Source organism: Nocardia farcinica (assembly GCF_001182745.1).
GTDB classification, from domain to species: Bacteria; Actinomycetota; Actinomycetes; order Mycobacteriales; family Mycobacteriaceae; genus Nocardia; species Nocardia farcinica.
In genome coordinates this window covers 1,438,122-1,455,120 of record NZ_LN868939.1, presented here as the reverse complement: position 1 = coordinate 1,455,120, position 16,999 = coordinate 1,438,122, and the positions used below count along the sequence as shown (strand labels likewise).

13 protein-coding genes and 1 CRISPR repeat array are annotated in these 16,999 nt (G+C 69.5%); of the genes, 11 read left to right on the top strand and 2 right to left on the bottom strand.

What is annotated here, in order from left to right:
• The first annotated feature begins 117 nt into the window (after positions 1-117).
• Genes AMO33_RS23615 through argS form a run of 4 tightly spaced genes read left to right on the top strand, consistent with a single transcriptional unit; the run spans position 118 to position 5,189 of the window.
• Complete coding sequence (locus tag AMO33_RS23615) at positions 118-1,737, top strand: pyridoxal phosphate-dependent decarboxylase family protein (protein ID WP_205317776.1); 1,620 nt, start codon at positions 118-120, stop codon at positions 1,735-1,737.
• A complete protein-coding gene (locus AMO33_RS23610) occupies positions 1,734-2,651 on the top strand; it encodes a methyltransferase (RefSeq protein WP_060594326.1) in 918 nt (305 codons plus the stop codon). The genes AMO33_RS23615 and AMO33_RS23610 overlap by 4 nt, the downstream gene beginning before the upstream one ends.
• Positions 2,648-3,373, top strand: a complete 726-nt coding sequence (locus AMO33_RS23605; protein ID WP_060594325.1) for a nucleotidyltransferase domain-containing protein — start codon at positions 2,648-2,650, stop codon at positions 3,371-3,373. Before AMO33_RS23610 ends, AMO33_RS23605 begins: the two co-directional genes overlap by 4 nt.
• Positions 3,374-3,431: 58 nt before the next feature.
• Positions 3,432-5,189 carry an arginine--tRNA ligase gene (gene argS, locus AMO33_RS23600; RefSeq protein ID WP_060594324.1) on the top strand — a complete coding sequence of 586 codons (1,758 nt, stop codon included), beginning with the start codon at positions 3,432-3,434 and terminating at the stop codon, positions 5,187-5,189.
• Between the two features lie 259 nt (positions 5,190-5,448).
• A CRISPR array of direct repeats spans positions 5,449-5,782; the repeat unit is 29 nt; unit sequence GTGCTCCCCGCGCACGCGGGGATGAGCCC.
• Positions 5,783-5,939: 157 nt separating this feature from the next.
• Here the strand turns inward: argS and AMO33_RS23595 are convergent.
• The gene (locus tag AMO33_RS23595) at positions 5,940-6,548 is read right to left on the bottom strand and encodes an SACE_7040 family transcriptional regulator (RefSeq protein WP_060595115.1); all 609 of its coding nucleotides are present in this window, start codon (positions 6,546-6,548) and stop codon (positions 5,940-5,942) included.
• 139 nt (positions 6,549-6,687) lie between these two features.
• Here AMO33_RS23595 and AMO33_RS23590 point away from each other — a divergent pair, with 139 nt between their 5' ends.
• From AMO33_RS23590 to AMO33_RS23565, 6 genes are read left to right on the top strand one after another with little or no spacing between them, the layout of a single operon-like run.
• A complete protein-coding gene (locus tag AMO33_RS23590) occupies positions 6,688-8,283 on the top strand; it encodes a carboxyl transferase domain-containing protein (protein ID WP_011211571.1) in 1,596 nt (531 codons plus the stop codon).
• 8 nt (positions 8,284-8,291) lie between these two features.
• Entirely contained in the window at positions 8,292-10,379 is a 2,088-nt protein-coding gene (locus tag AMO33_RS23585) for an acetyl/propionyl/methylcrotonyl-CoA carboxylase subunit alpha (RefSeq protein WP_060595114.1), read from the top strand.
• Positions 10,376-11,536 carry an acyl-CoA dehydrogenase family protein gene (locus tag AMO33_RS23580; protein ID WP_011211573.1) on the top strand — a complete coding sequence of 387 codons (1,161 nt, stop codon included), beginning with the start codon at positions 10,376-10,378 and terminating at the stop codon, positions 11,534-11,536. Before AMO33_RS23585 ends, AMO33_RS23580 begins: the two co-directional genes overlap by 4 nt.
• The gene (locus AMO33_RS23575; RefSeq protein ID WP_060594323.1) at positions 11,533-12,036 is read left to right on the top strand and encodes a MaoC family dehydratase; all 504 of its coding nucleotides are present in this window, start codon (positions 11,533-11,535) and stop codon (positions 12,034-12,036) included. Before AMO33_RS23580 ends, AMO33_RS23575 begins: the two co-directional genes overlap by 4 nt.
• Entirely contained in the window at positions 12,033-12,857 is an 825-nt protein-coding gene (locus AMO33_RS23570; RefSeq protein WP_011211575.1) for an HpcH/HpaI aldolase/citrate lyase family protein, read from the top strand. Before AMO33_RS23575 ends, AMO33_RS23570 begins: the two co-directional genes overlap by 4 nt.
• A gap of 24 nt (positions 12,858-12,881) precedes the next feature.
• A complete protein-coding gene (locus AMO33_RS23565; RefSeq protein WP_060594322.1) occupies positions 12,882-14,828 on the top strand; it encodes an acetoacetate--CoA ligase in 1,947 nt (648 codons plus the stop codon).
• A gap of 33 nt (positions 14,829-14,861) precedes the next feature.
• Here AMO33_RS23565 and AMO33_RS23560 read toward each other — a convergent pair whose 3' ends face one another.
• On the bottom strand, positions 14,862-15,566 hold the full coding sequence (locus tag AMO33_RS23560; protein ID WP_060595113.1) for a DJ-1/PfpI family protein: 705 nt from the start codon (positions 15,564-15,566) through the stop codon (positions 14,862-14,864).
• Between the two features lie 158 nt (positions 15,567-15,724).
• Here AMO33_RS23560 and AMO33_RS23555 point away from each other — a divergent pair, with 158 nt between their 5' ends.
• On the top strand, positions 15,725-16,975 hold the full coding sequence (locus tag AMO33_RS23555) for a TetR/AcrR family transcriptional regulator (protein ID WP_060595112.1): 1,251 nt from the start codon (positions 15,725-15,727) through the stop codon (positions 16,973-16,975).
• The last annotated feature ends 24 nt before the right edge of the window (positions 16,976-16,999 follow it).

Below are 16,999 nucleotides of genomic sequence, written 5' to 3'. Positions count from 1 at the left end.
TTCTATCGCGCCGCGAGATTATCAGGCTGGCCGGTGATATCCCCGCCGTGTGATCGAAAATCCTTGCGCGCCTTGTCTTACTGGATACATCGTCCACCGTCTCGAAAGGCGTCGCGCATGCTCGAACCGACCTCGCTCCTGCCCCTGCCCGGAAGTGAACCAGCCGGCACGGACGCTCGCGCCGGCGGCGCCGGAAACGACGACGGATACATCCGGCCGGAGCACCCCCAGCCGGGTTCGGCGAGGGACGCCACCGGGACGGATGTTCTCGAGCTGCTGCATCGTGCGCTGGATCTTGGTCTGGCGTTCAAGGTTGGTGATGATATCTACGGCAAACGTATGCCGCCGACCGAGATTCGTGACCTGCTGCTGACCGAGCTCCCGGAAGTACCGATGAGGTATGAGGAGGTCTATCGGCAGTTCCGTGACCAGGTGCTGCCACTGTGCAAGAACGAGGCATCGCCGCGGTTTCTGGGTTTCGGCGACACCGGCGATGACCCGGCCGCCCTCATGGGCGGTGTCCTGTCACTGCTGACCCAGCAGAACATGATCAACCAATCGTTCGACTCGCCCAGCGCCACCTTCATCGAGATCACTGTCCTGCGGTGGCTACGCGACCTTCTCGGATTCACGAATCCGCCGGTGTCCAAGGTGATCTCGGTGTGGGATGTAGGTGGTGTGATCGGTCCCGGCGGGACGATGAGCAACACGATCGCGATGATGCTGGCACGCGAGACTGCGGCTCCCGGCACCATGAGTTCGGGTGTCACCGATCCGGAGAGGCTCTCGGTGGTCGTCCCCGAAGGAATCGGGCACTACAGTGTCAAGGCCGCGCTGACATGGATCGGCTGCGGCGCCCGTATCATCGCAGTCCCGACCATCGGATTCCGCTACGACCTCGCGGCCCTCGAACGCACGCTGAGTGAGCGTCTCGGACAGGTGATGGCGGTCGTCGCTTACGCCGGCGACAGCCGCACGCAGACTGTGGATGATCTCCGTGCCGTGCATGGTCTTGTGCGCTCGATCGATCCCCGAATCTGGCTGCACGCCGATGCCTGCTGGGGATTGCTCGCCGCGTTCAGCCCGCGGTTGCGGCCACTCCTGGACGGTATCGCGGAATTCGACAGCGTCACTGTGGATCCCCACAAGATCATGGCTGTGCCCTACGGGCTGAGCGCGCTGCTGGTCCGCGATGCGGGGGCGTTGCGGGCGGTGTCCACCTATTCGGATCTGATCATGCAGGAGGATTTTGCATTCGGCCAGGTCACCCCGTTTCTCGGGACCAAGGACTGGAGTTCGCTGAAACTGTGGATGATGATGCTCGGCCGTGGCCGCTCCGGTTTGGCTGCTCTCGCCGCTGAGCGGGTCGCGGCCGCTCGTTGTTTTGCCGCGCTTGTCGATGCGCATCCCCGGCTCGTCCGGCTCAACGATCCCGATCTGGCGGCCGTCGTGTTCGTCTACCTTCCCGGCGGAGTCGACAAGTCCTTTCCGCTGTCCGAGGCCGACACTGCCGCCGTCAACGCGTTCAACCTCGCCATCCATCAGCGGATGCTCGATGAAGGCCGGTGGCACCTGCATCAGTTCACCCTGCCCGACGATCTCGGTCGGCTGCGCCCTGGTGCAATCCTGCGCCCGCTGCGGCTCATGGCCAACAATCCCCACCTGACCACCGAGCACATGCGCGACGTGGTGCTCTACCTCGACCACCTCGCCACCGACCTGGACGGTGCCGTATGAGGACCACCGATCTGTTCCGCTCGGTCTATGAGACCGAGGGCGTCTACGACCGCCTGCTGCTGCGCCACTACTTCGGCGGGATCGAGGACACCGAACTCGTACGGCGCCGGATGACCGACCTGTTCGGCACTCCCGACCCAGCACTGCGGATCGCTGAGTTCGGGTGCGGCACCGGCCGGATCACGCACATGCTCACTCCCTACGCCCGTGAGCTCGTCCTGGCCGACTACAGCCCGGCAATGATCACCGCAGTCTCCCAGGGCTTTCCGCACGCGCGGACACTGTGCGCCGATACCCGGGATGCCGTCGCAGCCCTCCTCGTCGAGGGCCGGCAGGCGAGTTTCGATGTGGTGGCGGCGTTCTGGTCGTTGAGTTATCCACTCGGCGAGTTCTTCGAAACCCTGTCCGCGTCCGGTATCGTGCCGAACCCGGAACCAGGTTCCGCACGGGAACAGGCGATCTCCTTCATACACCAGATGATCGACCTTCTCGCCCCGAACGGACACTTGACCGTGCTGTTGTTCGACGCCGAAAGCCCGGAACAACGACTCGTCACCCACGGCTGGGAACGAGTCGCGCCCTTCCCGGAAGGTGGCCGCTCCTACACCCGCAATCTCCTGATCGATGCTCTCCGGCAGTCGGAAGAGGCCGGTCGAGGAACGCTGAACCACACCCGGATTGGCGGAGTCGCCTTGGCAGCGGATCAGGCGGCCTCTCGTGACTGGTTCTTCGGAGTACACTTCAAACACCACCCCCAGCTCACGAACGATCCGGACCTGGCCCGGATCGTCGACGACTTCATCGACCGGCATACCTTGCCCGACGGCGCTGTCGCACTTCCCAGCGGCGTCCACCTGGTCGACTTCCACCGGGCAGACCATCCCCGCGCGTCCCTGCCCCAGGTACTGCCATGACCGGCGAGTTGTTCGCTGAGGCGGCGGCCATCACGGCGGAATTCGCTCCAGACGGCTACGGACTCGCCTACGGCTCGCATGCCAGCGGGCTCGCCGGTCCGAACTCGGACCTCGATCTCGTCCTGATCGGCCGGCACCGGCCGGAGAGTGAACGGATGAGTACATTGATCAGCCGGGTGGTCTCGTTGCACCATGCGTTCGGGCTCGACCTCGACACCGAGGTGGACTATCGGACGAAGCTCTTCGCAACCCACGAGGATGTGAATGCCGCGGTGGAGTTGCGGTGCTTCGACCAGGTCGACGGTCGATTCGCCCCCTCACCGGTGATCGTCGAACCGTGGTGGCTGAACTCGACCGAATTCGGCCGGCGACTGCTGCTCAACGCACTCACCAGCGAGCACATCTTCCTCGGCGGCGACGTACAGCGCTACCGGTTCGATCGGCAACGGGCCGAGCACGGCATCGCCCGGCTCGCCGTCTCGATGATCGTCAACCCCTCGCTTACGATCGCGGATGCGGTTGAGGCGTTGTCCCGAAGTTCCGTCGGTGCCTGCGGCAAAGATTTTCTCGGATATACATCCAGCTCCTATCTTCATTCGGCAGTTGCAGCAGGAGTTTCGGCGCTCGTCAGAGCAGGCGACCTCGAGGTACTTCCTGGTCTCCGTGTTCGGGCGACGGCCCGATCCCACCGCACGACCCCTCACGTATGCACGGGCCCCTGAGATACTCGGTGCCTACTGTCGTTCAGGAAAGGAATCCCAGGTGAGTTCTGCCGGTGTTATGCCGCTGCTCGGATCTGTCGCTGCCGTTGTGGCGGAGGCGATCGGCCGAGTCCGACCCGACCTGGCAGGAGCCGATCCGGTGGTGCGACGCTCTGACCGCGCCGACTTCCAGTCCAACGCCGCGCTGCCTTTGGCCAAGAAAACCGGGACAAAGCCCGTCGACCTGGCCGAATCACTGGTACGGCAGCTCGACGCCGACGGCTTCGAGGTGATCGAATCTGTGACGGTATCGGGACCGGGTTTCCTCAATATCACTGTCTCCGATGCCGCGATCTGGTCACAGGTCGCGACCCGGCTGGCCGATGAGCGGCTCGGTGTCCCCGCCGCCGAGGCCGGGCGGCGGGTGGTGATCGACTATTCGGGGCCGAACGTGGCCAAGGAGATGCACGTCGGGCATCTGCGCACCACGATCATCGGGGACAGCCTCGCCCGCATCCTGGACTTTCTGGGTGCGGACGTGGTCCGTGCGAATCATTTGGGGGACTGGGGAACCCAGTTCGGGATGCTCATCCAATTTATCGACGAGCACCCCGAAACACCATGGCATCAAGCCGAACTCGGCCGCGACCGTGGGATCAGTGCGGTTTCGGCGTTGGATTCGCTGTACAAGGCCGCGCGGGCCCAGTTCGACGCCGATCCGGACTTCGCAGACCGCGCCCGGCGGCGCGTGGTCGCACTGCAATCGGGTGACGAGACCACGGTGGCACGGTGGCGGGAGATCGTGGCCGAGTCGGAGAAAGCGTTCGCCGCGATCTATGACCGGCTGGGTGTGCTGCTCGGGCCAGAAGACTATGCAGGGGAGTCGTTTTACAACCCGATGCTGGCCGACACTGTCACCGAGCTTCTCGACAAGGGCGTTGCCGTGGACAGTGACGGCGCAATCGTGGTGGCCTCGGAAGAAGTGACCGGTCCCGACGGCGCCCCGGCGGTGTTGATGGTTCGCAAGAGCGACGGCGGTTACGGCTACGACAGCACCGACCTGGCCACCATCCGCTACCGCATCATGAACCTGCACGCCGACCGACTGCTCTATGTCACCGACTCGCGCCAGGCCCTGCACTTCCGGCTGGTATTCGAAGCCGCGCGACGGGCCGGCTGGCTCACCGACGCCGTCACCGTCGACCATGTCCCGTACGGCACCGTCCTCGGCCCCGACGGCCGACCATTCAAGACCCGCGCCGGCGGCACCGTCCGCCTGATGGACCTTCTCGACGATGCCGTCACCGCCGCCCGCAGTGTGGTCACCGAGAAGAACCCCGACCTGCCCGCGGTCGAGCTCGACCGTATTGCCGAGCAGGCCGGGATCGGTGCGGTGAAGTACGCGGATCTGTCCACGAGCCGGATCAAGGATTACACCTTCGACCCAGCCCGTATGACCGCACTCAACGGCAACACCGGCGTCTACCTGCAATACGCTCATGCCCGAACCCGGTCGATCCTGCGCAAAGCGGAAGACTTCAACAGTATTTCGGTGGACTCGGGCATATCCCTCGAGCCGGCCGAACGAGACCTCACGCTCACCCTGGATGGGTATGGAACGGTGCTCACCGAAGTCGCCGCAACCTTGGAACCGCATCGCCTGGCCGGTCACCTCTACGATCTCGCCCGAGCCTTCACGGCCTTCTACGACACCTGCCCCGTCCTCACCGCCCCCGACCAGGTCCGCGACAATCGCCTGGCCCTCACCCAGCTCACCGCCCGAACCCTCGCCCACGGCCTGGGACTCCTGGGAATCGCCGCACCGGAACGACTCTGAACAGGGGCGTGGTAGCCCGAACTCCGCCGACGAGGTCCTGTTGTTCATGCGGGACGACAAGCCCCGAGATTCCCGGCCCGGGAATGTGGGCATTGCTGGGCGGCTCGCGACCCCGGCGAAAGGCAACTTGAATGGGAGTTCCACGGGACCGGCGACGTACGATGGCGGCGGCCTGCCCATTCTGTCCCTCAGCGAGGTACATCGATTGAAAGTGAATGAAAACCGGGATTCGGGGCCGAGAACCCGCAGGTCAAGAAGTGTGCTCCCCGCGCACGCGGGGATGAGCCCCGGGCCAACCCCGCCCGCGAGCACAGCATGAGGTGCTCCCCGCGCACGCGGGGATGAGCCCCCGGCGCCGGACCCCACCGCGACCGCCAGCCCGTGCTCCCCGCGCACGCGGGGATGAGCCCGGGTTGACACTGGTCCGCAACGAGACCGGTAAGTGCTCCCCGCGCACGCGGGGATGAGCCCCGCATCGTGACCTGAGCCTTCTTCGGCTTGACGTGCTCCCCGCGCACGCGGGGATGAGCCCGCCGCAACTTCCTCGCTCTGGGTGTGGCCGCCGTGCTCCCCGCGCATGTGGGGATGAGCCCTGGCTCTCGTGTCCTGCGTCGACGGCTACGAGATGCCCCCGCGAACGCGGAAATGGCTGGGGCGCCGCTTTCCGCGGTCGTGAAGGCGCTGCCATCGCCCTCCCGCGCGGAGGTCGACCCCTTTGACGGCGGCTGTTCCAATTTCGGAGCAGGAGGGTCAGCTCACCCCCACCAGCGCCGCCAACGCCATTTCGCGTAGGGCCGGTCGGACGCGCTCCGCGTCGGAGGCGGTGGCGCTGTGCGGGGTCGAGTTCATCAGGCCGAACACCGCGTGGGCCCGTACGCGGGCTTCGCCTTCGGACAGCTGTGGGTGGACCCGCTGTAGCGCGTCCACCCACAGTTCGACGTATTGCCGCTGGGTGCGGCGGACGCGGCGGCGGGCGTCGTCGGGCATCTGGTCCAGGTCGCGGTCCTGGATGCGGATGAGTTCGGGCTCGCCGAGGGCGAAGTCGAGGTGGAAGTCGACGAGTCCGGCGATGACCGATCGCGGGTCTCCGCCGGCGTGGTCGGCGAGCACGGCCCGGCCGCCGTCGAGGAGGCGTTCACTGACGCCGACCAGGAGTTCCACCAGCAGCGCTTCCTTGCTGGGGAAGTGCCGGTAGACCGCGGGGCCGCTGATGCCGACGGCCGCGCCGAGGTCGTCGAGCCGGACGCCGAGGAAGCCGCGGTCGGCGATGAGGCGGGCGCCGGCCTCGAGCAGCCTGCGGCGCCGCTCGGCTTTCAACTGCTCGCGGCGGGTGCCTTCGGACGCCTCGGTGCCGACCACGCGCACACCCCTCTCCCACACGCCCCTGACCCGGGCCTGGACAACTCAGTTAATCAAGATTAACCTGAATCTCAGTTATCGGCGACTAACTGGATCGGCCGGATCGGCCGCTCCACCTCCATTCGAGAAGCGAGGCGGGATGACGATCACCCAGGACGTCGGCAACCGCGCGGCGCATCAGGCGCTCACCGCGGAACTGCGCGAACGCCTGGCCGCCGCGGCGCTCGGCGGGCCGGAGAAGGCCCGCGAGCGGCACGTGGCGCGCGGCAAACTGCTGCCACGGCAGCGCGTGGACCAACTGCTCGACCCCGGCAGCCCGTTCCTGGAGCTGTCGCCGCTGGCGGCCACCGGGATGTACGGCGACGAGTGCCCGGGGGCGGGCATCATCACCGGCATCGGACGGGTGTCCGGGCGCGAATGCGTGATCGTGGCCAACGACGCGACGGTCAAGGGCGGCACCTACTACCCGATGACGGTCAAGAAGCATCTGCGCGCGCAGGAAGTGGCGTTGCAGAACAACCTGCCGTGCATCTACCTGGTCGATTCGGGCGGCGCGTTCCTGCCGCGCCAGGACGAGGTGTTCCCCGACCGCGAGCACTTCGGCCGCATCTTCTACAACCAGGCCACCATGAGCGCGGCGGGCATCGCGCAGATCGCCGCCGTGCTCGGCTCGTGCACGGCAGGCGGCGCGTACGTGCCCGCGATGAGCGACGAGGCGGTGATCGTGCGCAACCAGGGCACGATCTTCCTCGGCGGTCCGCCGCTGGTGAAGGCGGCGACCGGCGAGGTGGTCACGGCCGAGGAACTCGGTGGCGGCGAACTGCATTCGCGCACCTCCGGTGTCACCGACCACCTGGCCGAGGACGACCAGGACGCGCTGCGCATCGTGCGCCGCATCGTGGCCACCCTGGGCCCGCGCCCGCAGGCCCCTTGGGAGGTGCTGCCCACGATCGAGCCCGCCGCGCCCACCGAGGAGCTCTACGACGTGGTGCCGGTGGACCTGCGCACGCCCTACGACGTGCGCGAGGTGATCGAGCGCCTGGTCGACGGCGCACCGGGCGGCGAGTCCGGTTTCCACGAGTTCAAGGCCGAGTACGGCAAGACGCTGGTCACCGGGTTCGCGCGCATCCACGGCCATCCGGTGGGCATCGTCGCCAACAACGGCGTGCTGTTCGCCGAATCCGCCATGAAGGGCGCGCATTTCATCGAGCTGTGCGACAAGCGCAGCATCCCGCTGCTGTTCCTGCAGAACATCACCGGCTTCATGGTCGGGCGTGACTACGAGGCGGGCGGCATCGCCAAGCACGGCGCCAAGATGGTGACCGCGGTGGCGTGCGCGCGGGTGCCGAAGCTGACGGTGGTGATCGGCGGCTCCTACGGCGCGGGCAACTACTCCATGTGCGGGCGCGCGTATTCGCCGCGCTTCCTGTGGATGTGGCCGAACGCGCGGATCTCGGTGATGGGCGGCGAGCAGGCCGCCTCGGTGCTGGCGACCGTGCGCGGCGACCAGCTCGACAGCAGCGGCAACCCGTGGTCGGCCGAGGACGAGGAGAAGTTCAAGGCCCCGATCCGCGAACAGTACGAGCACCAGGGCAACCCCTACTACTCCACCGCACGACTGTGGGACGACGGCGTCATCGACCCCGCCGACACCAGAACGGTGCTCGGCCTCGCACTCTCGGTGTGCGGGCAGGCGCCGCTGGAACCGGTCTCCTACGGCGTCTTCCGGATGTGAGCGCGATGATGATGAACAACTCCCACCCCATCGGCTTCGACACCGTGCTGGTCGCCAATCGCGGCGAGATCGCGGTGCGGGTCATCCGCACGCTGCGCGCGCTCGGCGTGCGCTCGGTCGCCGTCTACAGCGACGCCGACGCCGGTGCGCGGCACGTGCGCGAGGCCGACGTCGCGGTGCGGCTCGGACCCGCCCCCGCCCGCGAGAGCTACCTCGACATCGACAAGGTGGTCGACGCCGCGGTGCGCACCGGGGCACAGGCCGTGCATCCGGGCTACGGATTCCTCTCCGAGAACGCCGCCTTCGCGACCGCGCTGGACAAGGCGGGCATCGTCTTCCTCGGCCCGCCCGCGCGGGCGATCGAGATCATGGGTGACAAGATCGCGGCGAAGAACACCGTCTCGGCCTTCGGCGTGCCGGTGGTGCCCGGCATCGCCGAGCCCGGCCTCAGCGACGACGACCTGATCGCCGCGGCCGCCGAGGTCGGCTATCCCGTGCTGGTGAAGCCCTCCGCGGGCGGCGGCGGCAAGGGCATGCGCCGCGTCGACGACCCCGCCGACCTGCCCGCCGCCCTGGTGAGCGCCCGGCGCGAGGCGGGGGCGGCCTTTGGCGACGACACGCTGTTCCTGGAGCGTTTCGTCACCAATCCGCGCCACATCGAGGTGCAGGTGCTGGCCGACCGGCACGGCAACGTCCTGCACCTGGGCGAACGCGAGTGCAGCCTGCAGCGCAGGCACCAGAAGGTGATCGAGGAGGCGCCCTCGCCGCTGCTGGACGCCGAGACCCGCGCGCGCATCGGCGCGGCGGCCTGCGACACCGCGCGCAGCGTCGACTACGTGGGCGCGGGCACGGTGGAGTTCATCGTCTCGGCCGACCGGCCCGACGAGTTCTTCTTCATGGAGATGAACACCCGCCTCCAGGTGGAGCATCCGGTGACCGAGATGGTGACCGGGGTGGACCTGGTGGAGTGCCAGGTGCGGATCGCGGCCGGGCAGCAGCTGGGCGTGGACCAGGGGCAGATCCGGCTCACCGGGCACGCCGTGGAGGCCCGGGTGTACGCCGAGGACCCGGGGCGCGGCTTCCTGCCCACCGGCGGCACCGTGCTCGATCTGCGCGAGCCGGAAGGGCCGGGGGTGCGGGTGGATTCGGGCCTGCGGGTGGGCACAGTGGTCGGCAGCGACTACGACCCGATGCTGTCGAAGGTGATCGCGCACGGCCCGGACCGCGCGTCCGCGCTGGCGAGCCTGGATCGCGCACTCGCCGACACGGTGCTGCTCGGTGTCACGAGCAACATCGAGTTCCTGCGGTTCCTGCTCGCCGACGACGACGTGGCCGCCGGCAGGCTCGACACCGGTCTGCTCGACCGCCGCGTCGGTGACTTCAGCCCGGCGCCCGCCACCGACGAGGCGTTCGTCGCGGCCGCGGCCTACCACTGGCTGGGCCTGTTCCCGCAGGAGCAGGGTGGTCCGCGTGGTGACGCCGCGCTGTCGTCGGCCCGGGATCTGTGGGCGGTGCCGACCGGCTGGCGGGTCGGCGAACACGCGCCGATCCCGATCCGGCTGGCCGCCGACGACCGGACCGAGCACGTCTACCTGACCGGCCTGCCGGGGGACGGGCGGGTGCGGGTCGGCGACGGCGAGAACCGCGCGGTGCGTGCCGAATTCACGGCGACCGCGCCGGGCCGCGGCCTGCTGGCCCTCACCCTCGACGGGGTGCGGCAGACCTACCGGGTGGCCGAGCACGCCGACGCGCTGTGGGTGGCCGGACCGGGCTGGGTCACCATGCTGCGCGCGGTGGCCGAGGCGAGCGTGCGCGGCGGTGACGAGCACGTGGGCGACGCCGAGATCCGCAGCCCCATGCCGGGCGCGGTGATCGCCGTCCCGGCCGCCACCGGCAGCGTGGTCGCCGCGGGCGCGCCGGTGGTGGTGGTCGAGGCCATGAAGATGGAGCACACCCTCACCGCCCCGGTCGCGGGCACCGTCGAGATCCTGGTCGAACCGGGCACCCAGGTGCGGTTGGACCAGCCGCTGGCCCGCATCACCGCCGCCGACGCGGCCGAACCCGAAACCGACAGAGCAGAAGGACTTTCCGCATGACCGACTTCCTGTCCACCGGCACACTGCCCGAGGACTACCGCGATCTGGCCCTGACGGTGCGGGACTTCGCCCAGCAGGTCGTCGCGCCGGTCGCCGCCGAACACGATGCCGCGCACACCTTCCCGTACGAGGTGGTGGCGGGCATGGCCGACATGGGCCTGTTCGGCCTGCCGTTCCCGGAGGAGTACGGCGGCATGGGCGGTGACTACTTCGCGCTGTGCCTGGCGCTCGAGGAGCTGGGCAAGGTCGACCAGAGCGTGGCGATCACGCTGGAGGCGGGCGTCTCGCTCGGCGCGATGCCGGTCTACCGCTTCGGCAACGACAAGCAGAAGCAGGAGTGGCTGCCGCAGCTGACCAGCGGCCGCGCGCTGGCCGCCTTCGGCCTCACCGAGCCGGACGCGGGTAGCGACGCGAGCGGCACCAGGACCACCGCGGTCGCCGACGGCGAGGACTGGGTCATCAACGGCCGCAAGCAGTTCATCACCAACTCCGGCACCGACATCACCAAGCTCGTGACGGTGACCGCGGTGACCGGCAGCCAGGACGGCCGCAAGGAGATCTCCACCATCCTGGTGCCCACCGACACCCCCGGCTTCGTCGCCGAGCCCGCCTACAACAAGGTCGGCTGGAACGCCTCCGACACCCACCCGCTCTCTTTCACCGACGTGCGGGTGCCGCAGGAGAACCTGCTCGGCGAGCGCGGCCGCGGCTATGCCAACTTCCTGCGCATCCTCGACGAGGGCCGCATCGCCATCGCGGCGCTCTCGGTGGGCGCGGCGCAGGGCTGCGTGGACGAGAGCGTGCGCTACGCCAAGGAGCGGCTGGCCTTCGGCAAACCGATCGGCAGCTACCAGGCCGTCGCGTTCAAGATCGCCCGCATGGAGGCGCGCGCGCACGCGGCCCGGGCCGCCTACTACGACGCCGCCGCGCTGATGCTGGCGGGCAAGCCGTTCAAGAAGCAGGCCTCCATCGCCAAGCTGGTCGCCAGCGAGGCGGCGATGGACAACGCGCGCGATGCCACCCAGATCTTCGGCGGCAACGGCTTCATGAACGAATACGCTGTGGCCAGGCACTATCGCGACAGCAAGATCCTGGAAATCGGTGAGGGCACGACGGAGGTGCAGCTGATGCTGATCGGACGGGAGCTGGGCCTGTGAGCACCGAGCACACCGGTAGCGAACCGCGCAGGATCGTGCAGCGCGGGCTGTGGTTCGAGGAGTTCGAGACCGACGTGGTCTATGAGCACCGGCCGGGCCGCACCATCACCGAAGCCGACAACGTGCTGTTCACCACGCTGACGATGAACACCCAGGCGCTGCACCTGGACGCCGCGTTCAGCGACGCGCTGCCGCCGTTCAACAAGCGGCTGGTGAACTCGATGTTCACGCTGTCCACGCTGGTGGGGCTCTCGGTCGCGCAGCTGACCCAGGGCACCATCGTGGCCAACCTGGGCTTCTCCGACATCGCCTTCCCCAAGCCGCTGTTCCACGGCGACACGATCTACGCCGAGACGGTGGTGACCGACAAGCGGGAGTCCAAGTCGCGGCCCGGCGAGGGCATCGTCACCTTCGCCCACACCGCCCGCAATCAGCACGGCGAGGTGGTCGCCACGGCCACCCGCAAGACCCTGGTCCGGCTGCGGCCGGCGGCGTCGTGACCGCGGCGACGAGCTGGCAGCCGCCCGGCCCGGCCTGGCTGTTCTGCCCGGCCGACCGGCCCGAGCGCTACGCCAAGGCCGCCGCCGCGGCCGACGTCGTGATCCTCGACCTCGAGGACGGGGTGGCACCGGCGGACAAGGCGGCGGCCCGCACCGCGCTGGTGTCGACACCGCTGGACCCCGAGCGCACCGTGGTGCGGGTGAACGCGGTGGGCACCGACGAGCACGCACTCGATCTGCTGGCGCTGGCGGACACCCGCTACCGGCGGGTGATGCTGCCCAAGACCGAATCGGCCGAACAGCTCTCCGGGCTGGCCGACTACGAGGTGATCGCGCTGATCGAATCGCCGCTGGGTGCGCTGGCCGTGGGCCGGGCAGTGCTGGCGCGCAACGCGATCGGCGTGATGTGGGGTGCGGAGGATCTGGTCGCCGGACTGGGTGGCACGGGAAGCAGGCACGCCGACGGCTCCTACCGGGACGTCGCGCGGCACGTGCGCTCGACGTCGCTGCTGGCGGCCAAGGCCTACGGCAAGCTCGCGCTCGACTCGGTCTACCTCGACATCGCCGACCTGGACGGCCTGCGCGCCGAGGCCGAGGACGCGGTGGCGGTCGGTTTCGACGTGAAGGTCGCCATCCACCCGAGCCAGGTGCCGGTGATCCGGGCCGCGTACGCGCCGGCGCCGGCGGAGATCGACTGGGCGCGGCGGGTACTGGCGGCGGTGCCGGACAATCGGGGTGTGTTCGCCTTCGAGGGCAGGATGGTCGACGGTCCGGTGCTGCGGCACGCCGAACAGATCCTGCGCCGCGCGGGCCAGGACTGAACAGCACCAGGGAGGAGATTCGCGGTGCAACCACAGTGGGTGCCCACCGAGCAGGACGTCGCCGAGGCCAGGATCACCGATTTCGCCCGGTTCGCCGCCGCGCGCAGCGGCTCGGCGGCACCGGACTACCGGGCGCTGTGGCAGTGGTCGGTGCGGGATCTGCCCGGTTTCTGGCGGGCGGTCTGGGACTATTTCGAACTCGGTGAGGTCGCCGGTGACGTGCTGGCGACGGCCGACATGCCGGGCGCGCAGTGGTTTCCCGGTACCCGGGTGAACTATGTCGATCAGGTGGTGCGGCAGGCGCGCACCGACCGGCCCGCCATCCTGGCCGCGAGCGAGGGCGCGCCGGTGCGCGAGGTGTCGTGGGCCGAATTGATCGACAGCACCGCGGCGTTCGCCCGCACCCTGCGGTCGCTGGGGGTCCGGCCCGGCGACCGGGTGGTCGGCTACCTGCCCAACATTCCCGAGGCGGTGATCGCCTTCCTCGCCACCGCGAGCATCGGGGCGGTGTGGAGCGCGTGCGGGCAGGACTACTCCCCCAAGGCGGCGCTGGACCGGCTCGGCCAGCTGGAGCCGACCGTGCTGGTGACCGCCGACGGTTACCGCTTCGGCGGCAAGGCGCACGACAAGAGCGCCGACATCGCGGCGCTGCGCGCGGGCCTGCCGACACTGCGGGCCACGGTGGTGGTGGAGCGCCTGGGCGCGGCGGTGCCGGACGCCACCAGCTGGGCCGACGCCGTCGCCGACACCGACAACGCGGCCCCGCTCATCCAGACCGAGCCGGTCGACTTCGACCATCCGCTGTGGATCGTGTTCTCCTCCGGCACCACCGGGTTGCCCAAGGGCATCGTGCACGGGCACGGCGGCGTGCTGCTCGAGCATCTCAAGGCGGTCGCGCTGCAATCGGACATCGGTCCCGCGGACACCTTCTTCTGGTACACCAGCCCCAGCTGGATGATGTGGAACTTCCAGGTGGCCGGGCTGCTCACCGGGTCGACCATCGTCACCTACGACGGCAGCCCCACCCATCCCGGCCCGGACGGGCTGTGGCGGCTGGCCGCCGAGCTGGGCGTGACCGTGCTCGGCACCAGCCCCGGCTACGTGCTGGCCTGCATCAAGGCGGGCGCGGTGCCGCGCACCGAGCACGACCTGTCGGCGCTGCGGCTGGTCGGTATCACCGGGTCGGCGCTGCCGCCGTCCTCGGCGCTGTGGCTGCGCGACAACGTCGGCGAGCACGTGCCGGTGGCCTCGATCAGCGGCGGCACCGACGTGGTGTCGGCGTTCCTCGGGTGGGCCCGCACGGTGCCGGTGTGGCCGGGTGAGCTGTCGGTGCCCTACCTCGGTGTGGCGCTGGACGCCTACGACGAGTCGGGGCGGCCGGTGCGCGGCGAGGTCGGCGAGCTGGTGGTCACCGCGCCGATGCCGTCGATGCCGGTGTCCTTCTGGCGCGACGAGGACGGCAAGCGCTACCACGACGCCTACTTCGACATGTTCCCCGGCGTGTGGCGGCACGGTGACTGGATCACCATCACCGACCACGGCAGCGTCATCGTGCACGGCCGCTCCGACTCCACGCTGAACCGGCACGGCATCCGGATGGGCAGCGCCGACATCTACCAGGCGGTGGAGGGCCTGCCCGAGATCGCCGAGGCGCTGGTGATCGGGGTGGAACAATCCGACGGCGGCTACTGGATGCCGCTGTTCGTGCTGCTCGCCCCGGGCGCGGAGCTGACCGACGACCTCGTGGCCCGCATCCGCGAGACCATCCGCACCGAGGTCTCCCCGCGGCACGTGCCCGACGAGATCCTGCTCGCGCCCGGCATTCCGCACACCCGCACCGGCAAGAAGCTCGAGGTGCCGATCAAGAAGCTGTTGCAGGGCGCCGAGCCGGGCGCGGTGGTGGAGCGCAGCGCGGTCGACAATCCGGACCTGCTGGACTGGTACGCCGCGGTCCGCCCGGCCGCGCGCTGAGCGGGCTCAGGCCCGGCCGCGCGCTGAGCGGACTCAGCCGATCCGGGCCCGCACCCGGCGCAGCGCGCCCCGCCACAGGGCCAGCTGGGCGCCGGTGACCGTGCGCACCAGCTCGCCCGCCGTCAACGCGCGCATCAACTTCGCCTGATCGGCCAAGGACGCCCGTCGCACCGCCGAGGACGCCTTGCTCGGATGGCCCGCGTCCACCGGCGGCCGCGGGTCGTATTCGATGTCGAGCTGCACGGTGCGGGCCCGGTCGGCGCCGTGGATCTCGGCGACCAGCCACAGCGCCATGTCGATGCCCGCCGAGACGCCCGCGGCGGTGACGATCCGCGCGTCCGCGCGCACCACCCGCTCCTGTTTGCGCGGCTGGGCGCCGAGCAGGCCGAGCGCGGACTGGGCGGCCCAGTGGGTGGTGGCTGGTTTGCCGTCGAGCAGTCCGGCGGCGGCGAGCACCAGGGCGCCGGTGCACACCGAGGTGGTCCATTCGGCGGTGCGGTGCGCCGCGCGCAGCCAGTCCAGCACCGCCGTGTCCGCGGCGACGGCGGTGGCCGCGGGCCCGCCGGGCACGACGACGATCTGCGGGGCGGGAGTCTCGGCGAAGGTGTGGGTGACGCCGAGCGCGAGCACGCCGCTGTCGGTGACCACCGGGCCGACCTCGTGGCCGACGAAGCGGATCTCGGTGTCGGGCGCGAAGCGCAGCACCTCGTAGGGCCCGATGGCATCCAACGCGGTCATCCCCGGATACAGCACGATCGCCACCTGTCGGGCGGGCACGGCGCACCCCCTTCGTCGAACCGGTGGACAGACCGTAGCACCGGCCCGGAGCACACGGGGGTGGCACAGGCCCGACCTGGACAAATCCGCCGGATGTCCGGGTCGTTACGATGAAGGGCATGAGTGTCGACAACCGCCGCACGGCGCGAAACGTGGTCGACGGCGACTCGGCACCCCGTGAGATCCGGCGCAGGCCGAAGAACCGCCGCGCCCAGATCGCCGCCGCCTCGGCCGCCGCGTTCGGCGCCCTGGGCTACCACGGTGTCAGCATGGAGGACATCGCCTCGGGTCTTGGCATCAGCTCCGCGGCGCTGTATCGGCACTATCCCAGCAAGTACGCGCTGTTCCGCGAGGAGCTGCTGCGCGTCGGCCAGGCGCTCACCGAATCGGTCCGGCTCCCCGAGGAAGCCGCCGACCAGGACCCCGAGCACCGCCTGCGCCATCTGCTGGAGGCCCTGATCGGCGCGGCCATCGACAACCGGCCCACCCTGACGCTGGTGCGCTGGGAGGTGCGCTACCTCGACGAGCAGGATCAGCAGACCCTCGCCGACCAGCAACACACCGTGCTCGAGGCGATCGGCGCCGAACTGCGCGCGCTGCGACCGGAACTGACCGCCGACGACACGCGCGTGTTGCGGGCGGCCATCCTCAGCGTGGTCACCAGCATCGCCGACCACCACGCCGCGATGCCTGCCAAGGCGCTGGTGCGGTTGCTCTCCTCGGCCTGCCTGGCGTTGGCGCACGCCGACCTGCCGCCGGCCTCGGCCGAGTCGGAGGAGGCGCCGCCGGTGGAGATCCCCGACTCGTTCAAGCACGAGCTGTTGCTGCGCAAGGCCGTCGAGCTGTTCCACGACCGCGGCTACCCGAACGTCAGCGTGGAGGAGATCGCCGGTGCGGCGGGGCTTTCGGCGGCCTCGGCGGTCTACCGCTTCTATCGCGGCAAGAGCGACCTGCTCGCGGCCGCCTTCCGCCGCGCCGCCGACCGGGTCTCCGCGGCGATCGGTCCCGCGGTGGCCGCGGCGCCGAATCCCGAAGCGGCGATGAGCATTCTGATCGAACGGTTCGTGGCCGGATCGTTCGCCGAGCGCGAGCTCACCTTCGTCTACTACACCGAGTTCCAGCACGTGCCCGCCGAGGAACGCACTGTGCTGCGTAACATCCAGCGGCTCAACGTGGAGGAGTGGAGCAAGCTCGTGCGCGACGTGCGGACCGAACTGTCCCCCGCCGAAGCGCGTTTCCTGGTGCACGCGGCCTTCGCGCTCGTCGTCGACCTGGGCCGGGCATTCGGCAGCGACCCCGTCGCCGGGCAGCAGCGGGTGCGCACGGCGATGGAGATCGTGCTGTTCGGCCGTCCCGTCACCGCCCGGTGAACCGGTCCGCCGGAATCCGCTGGA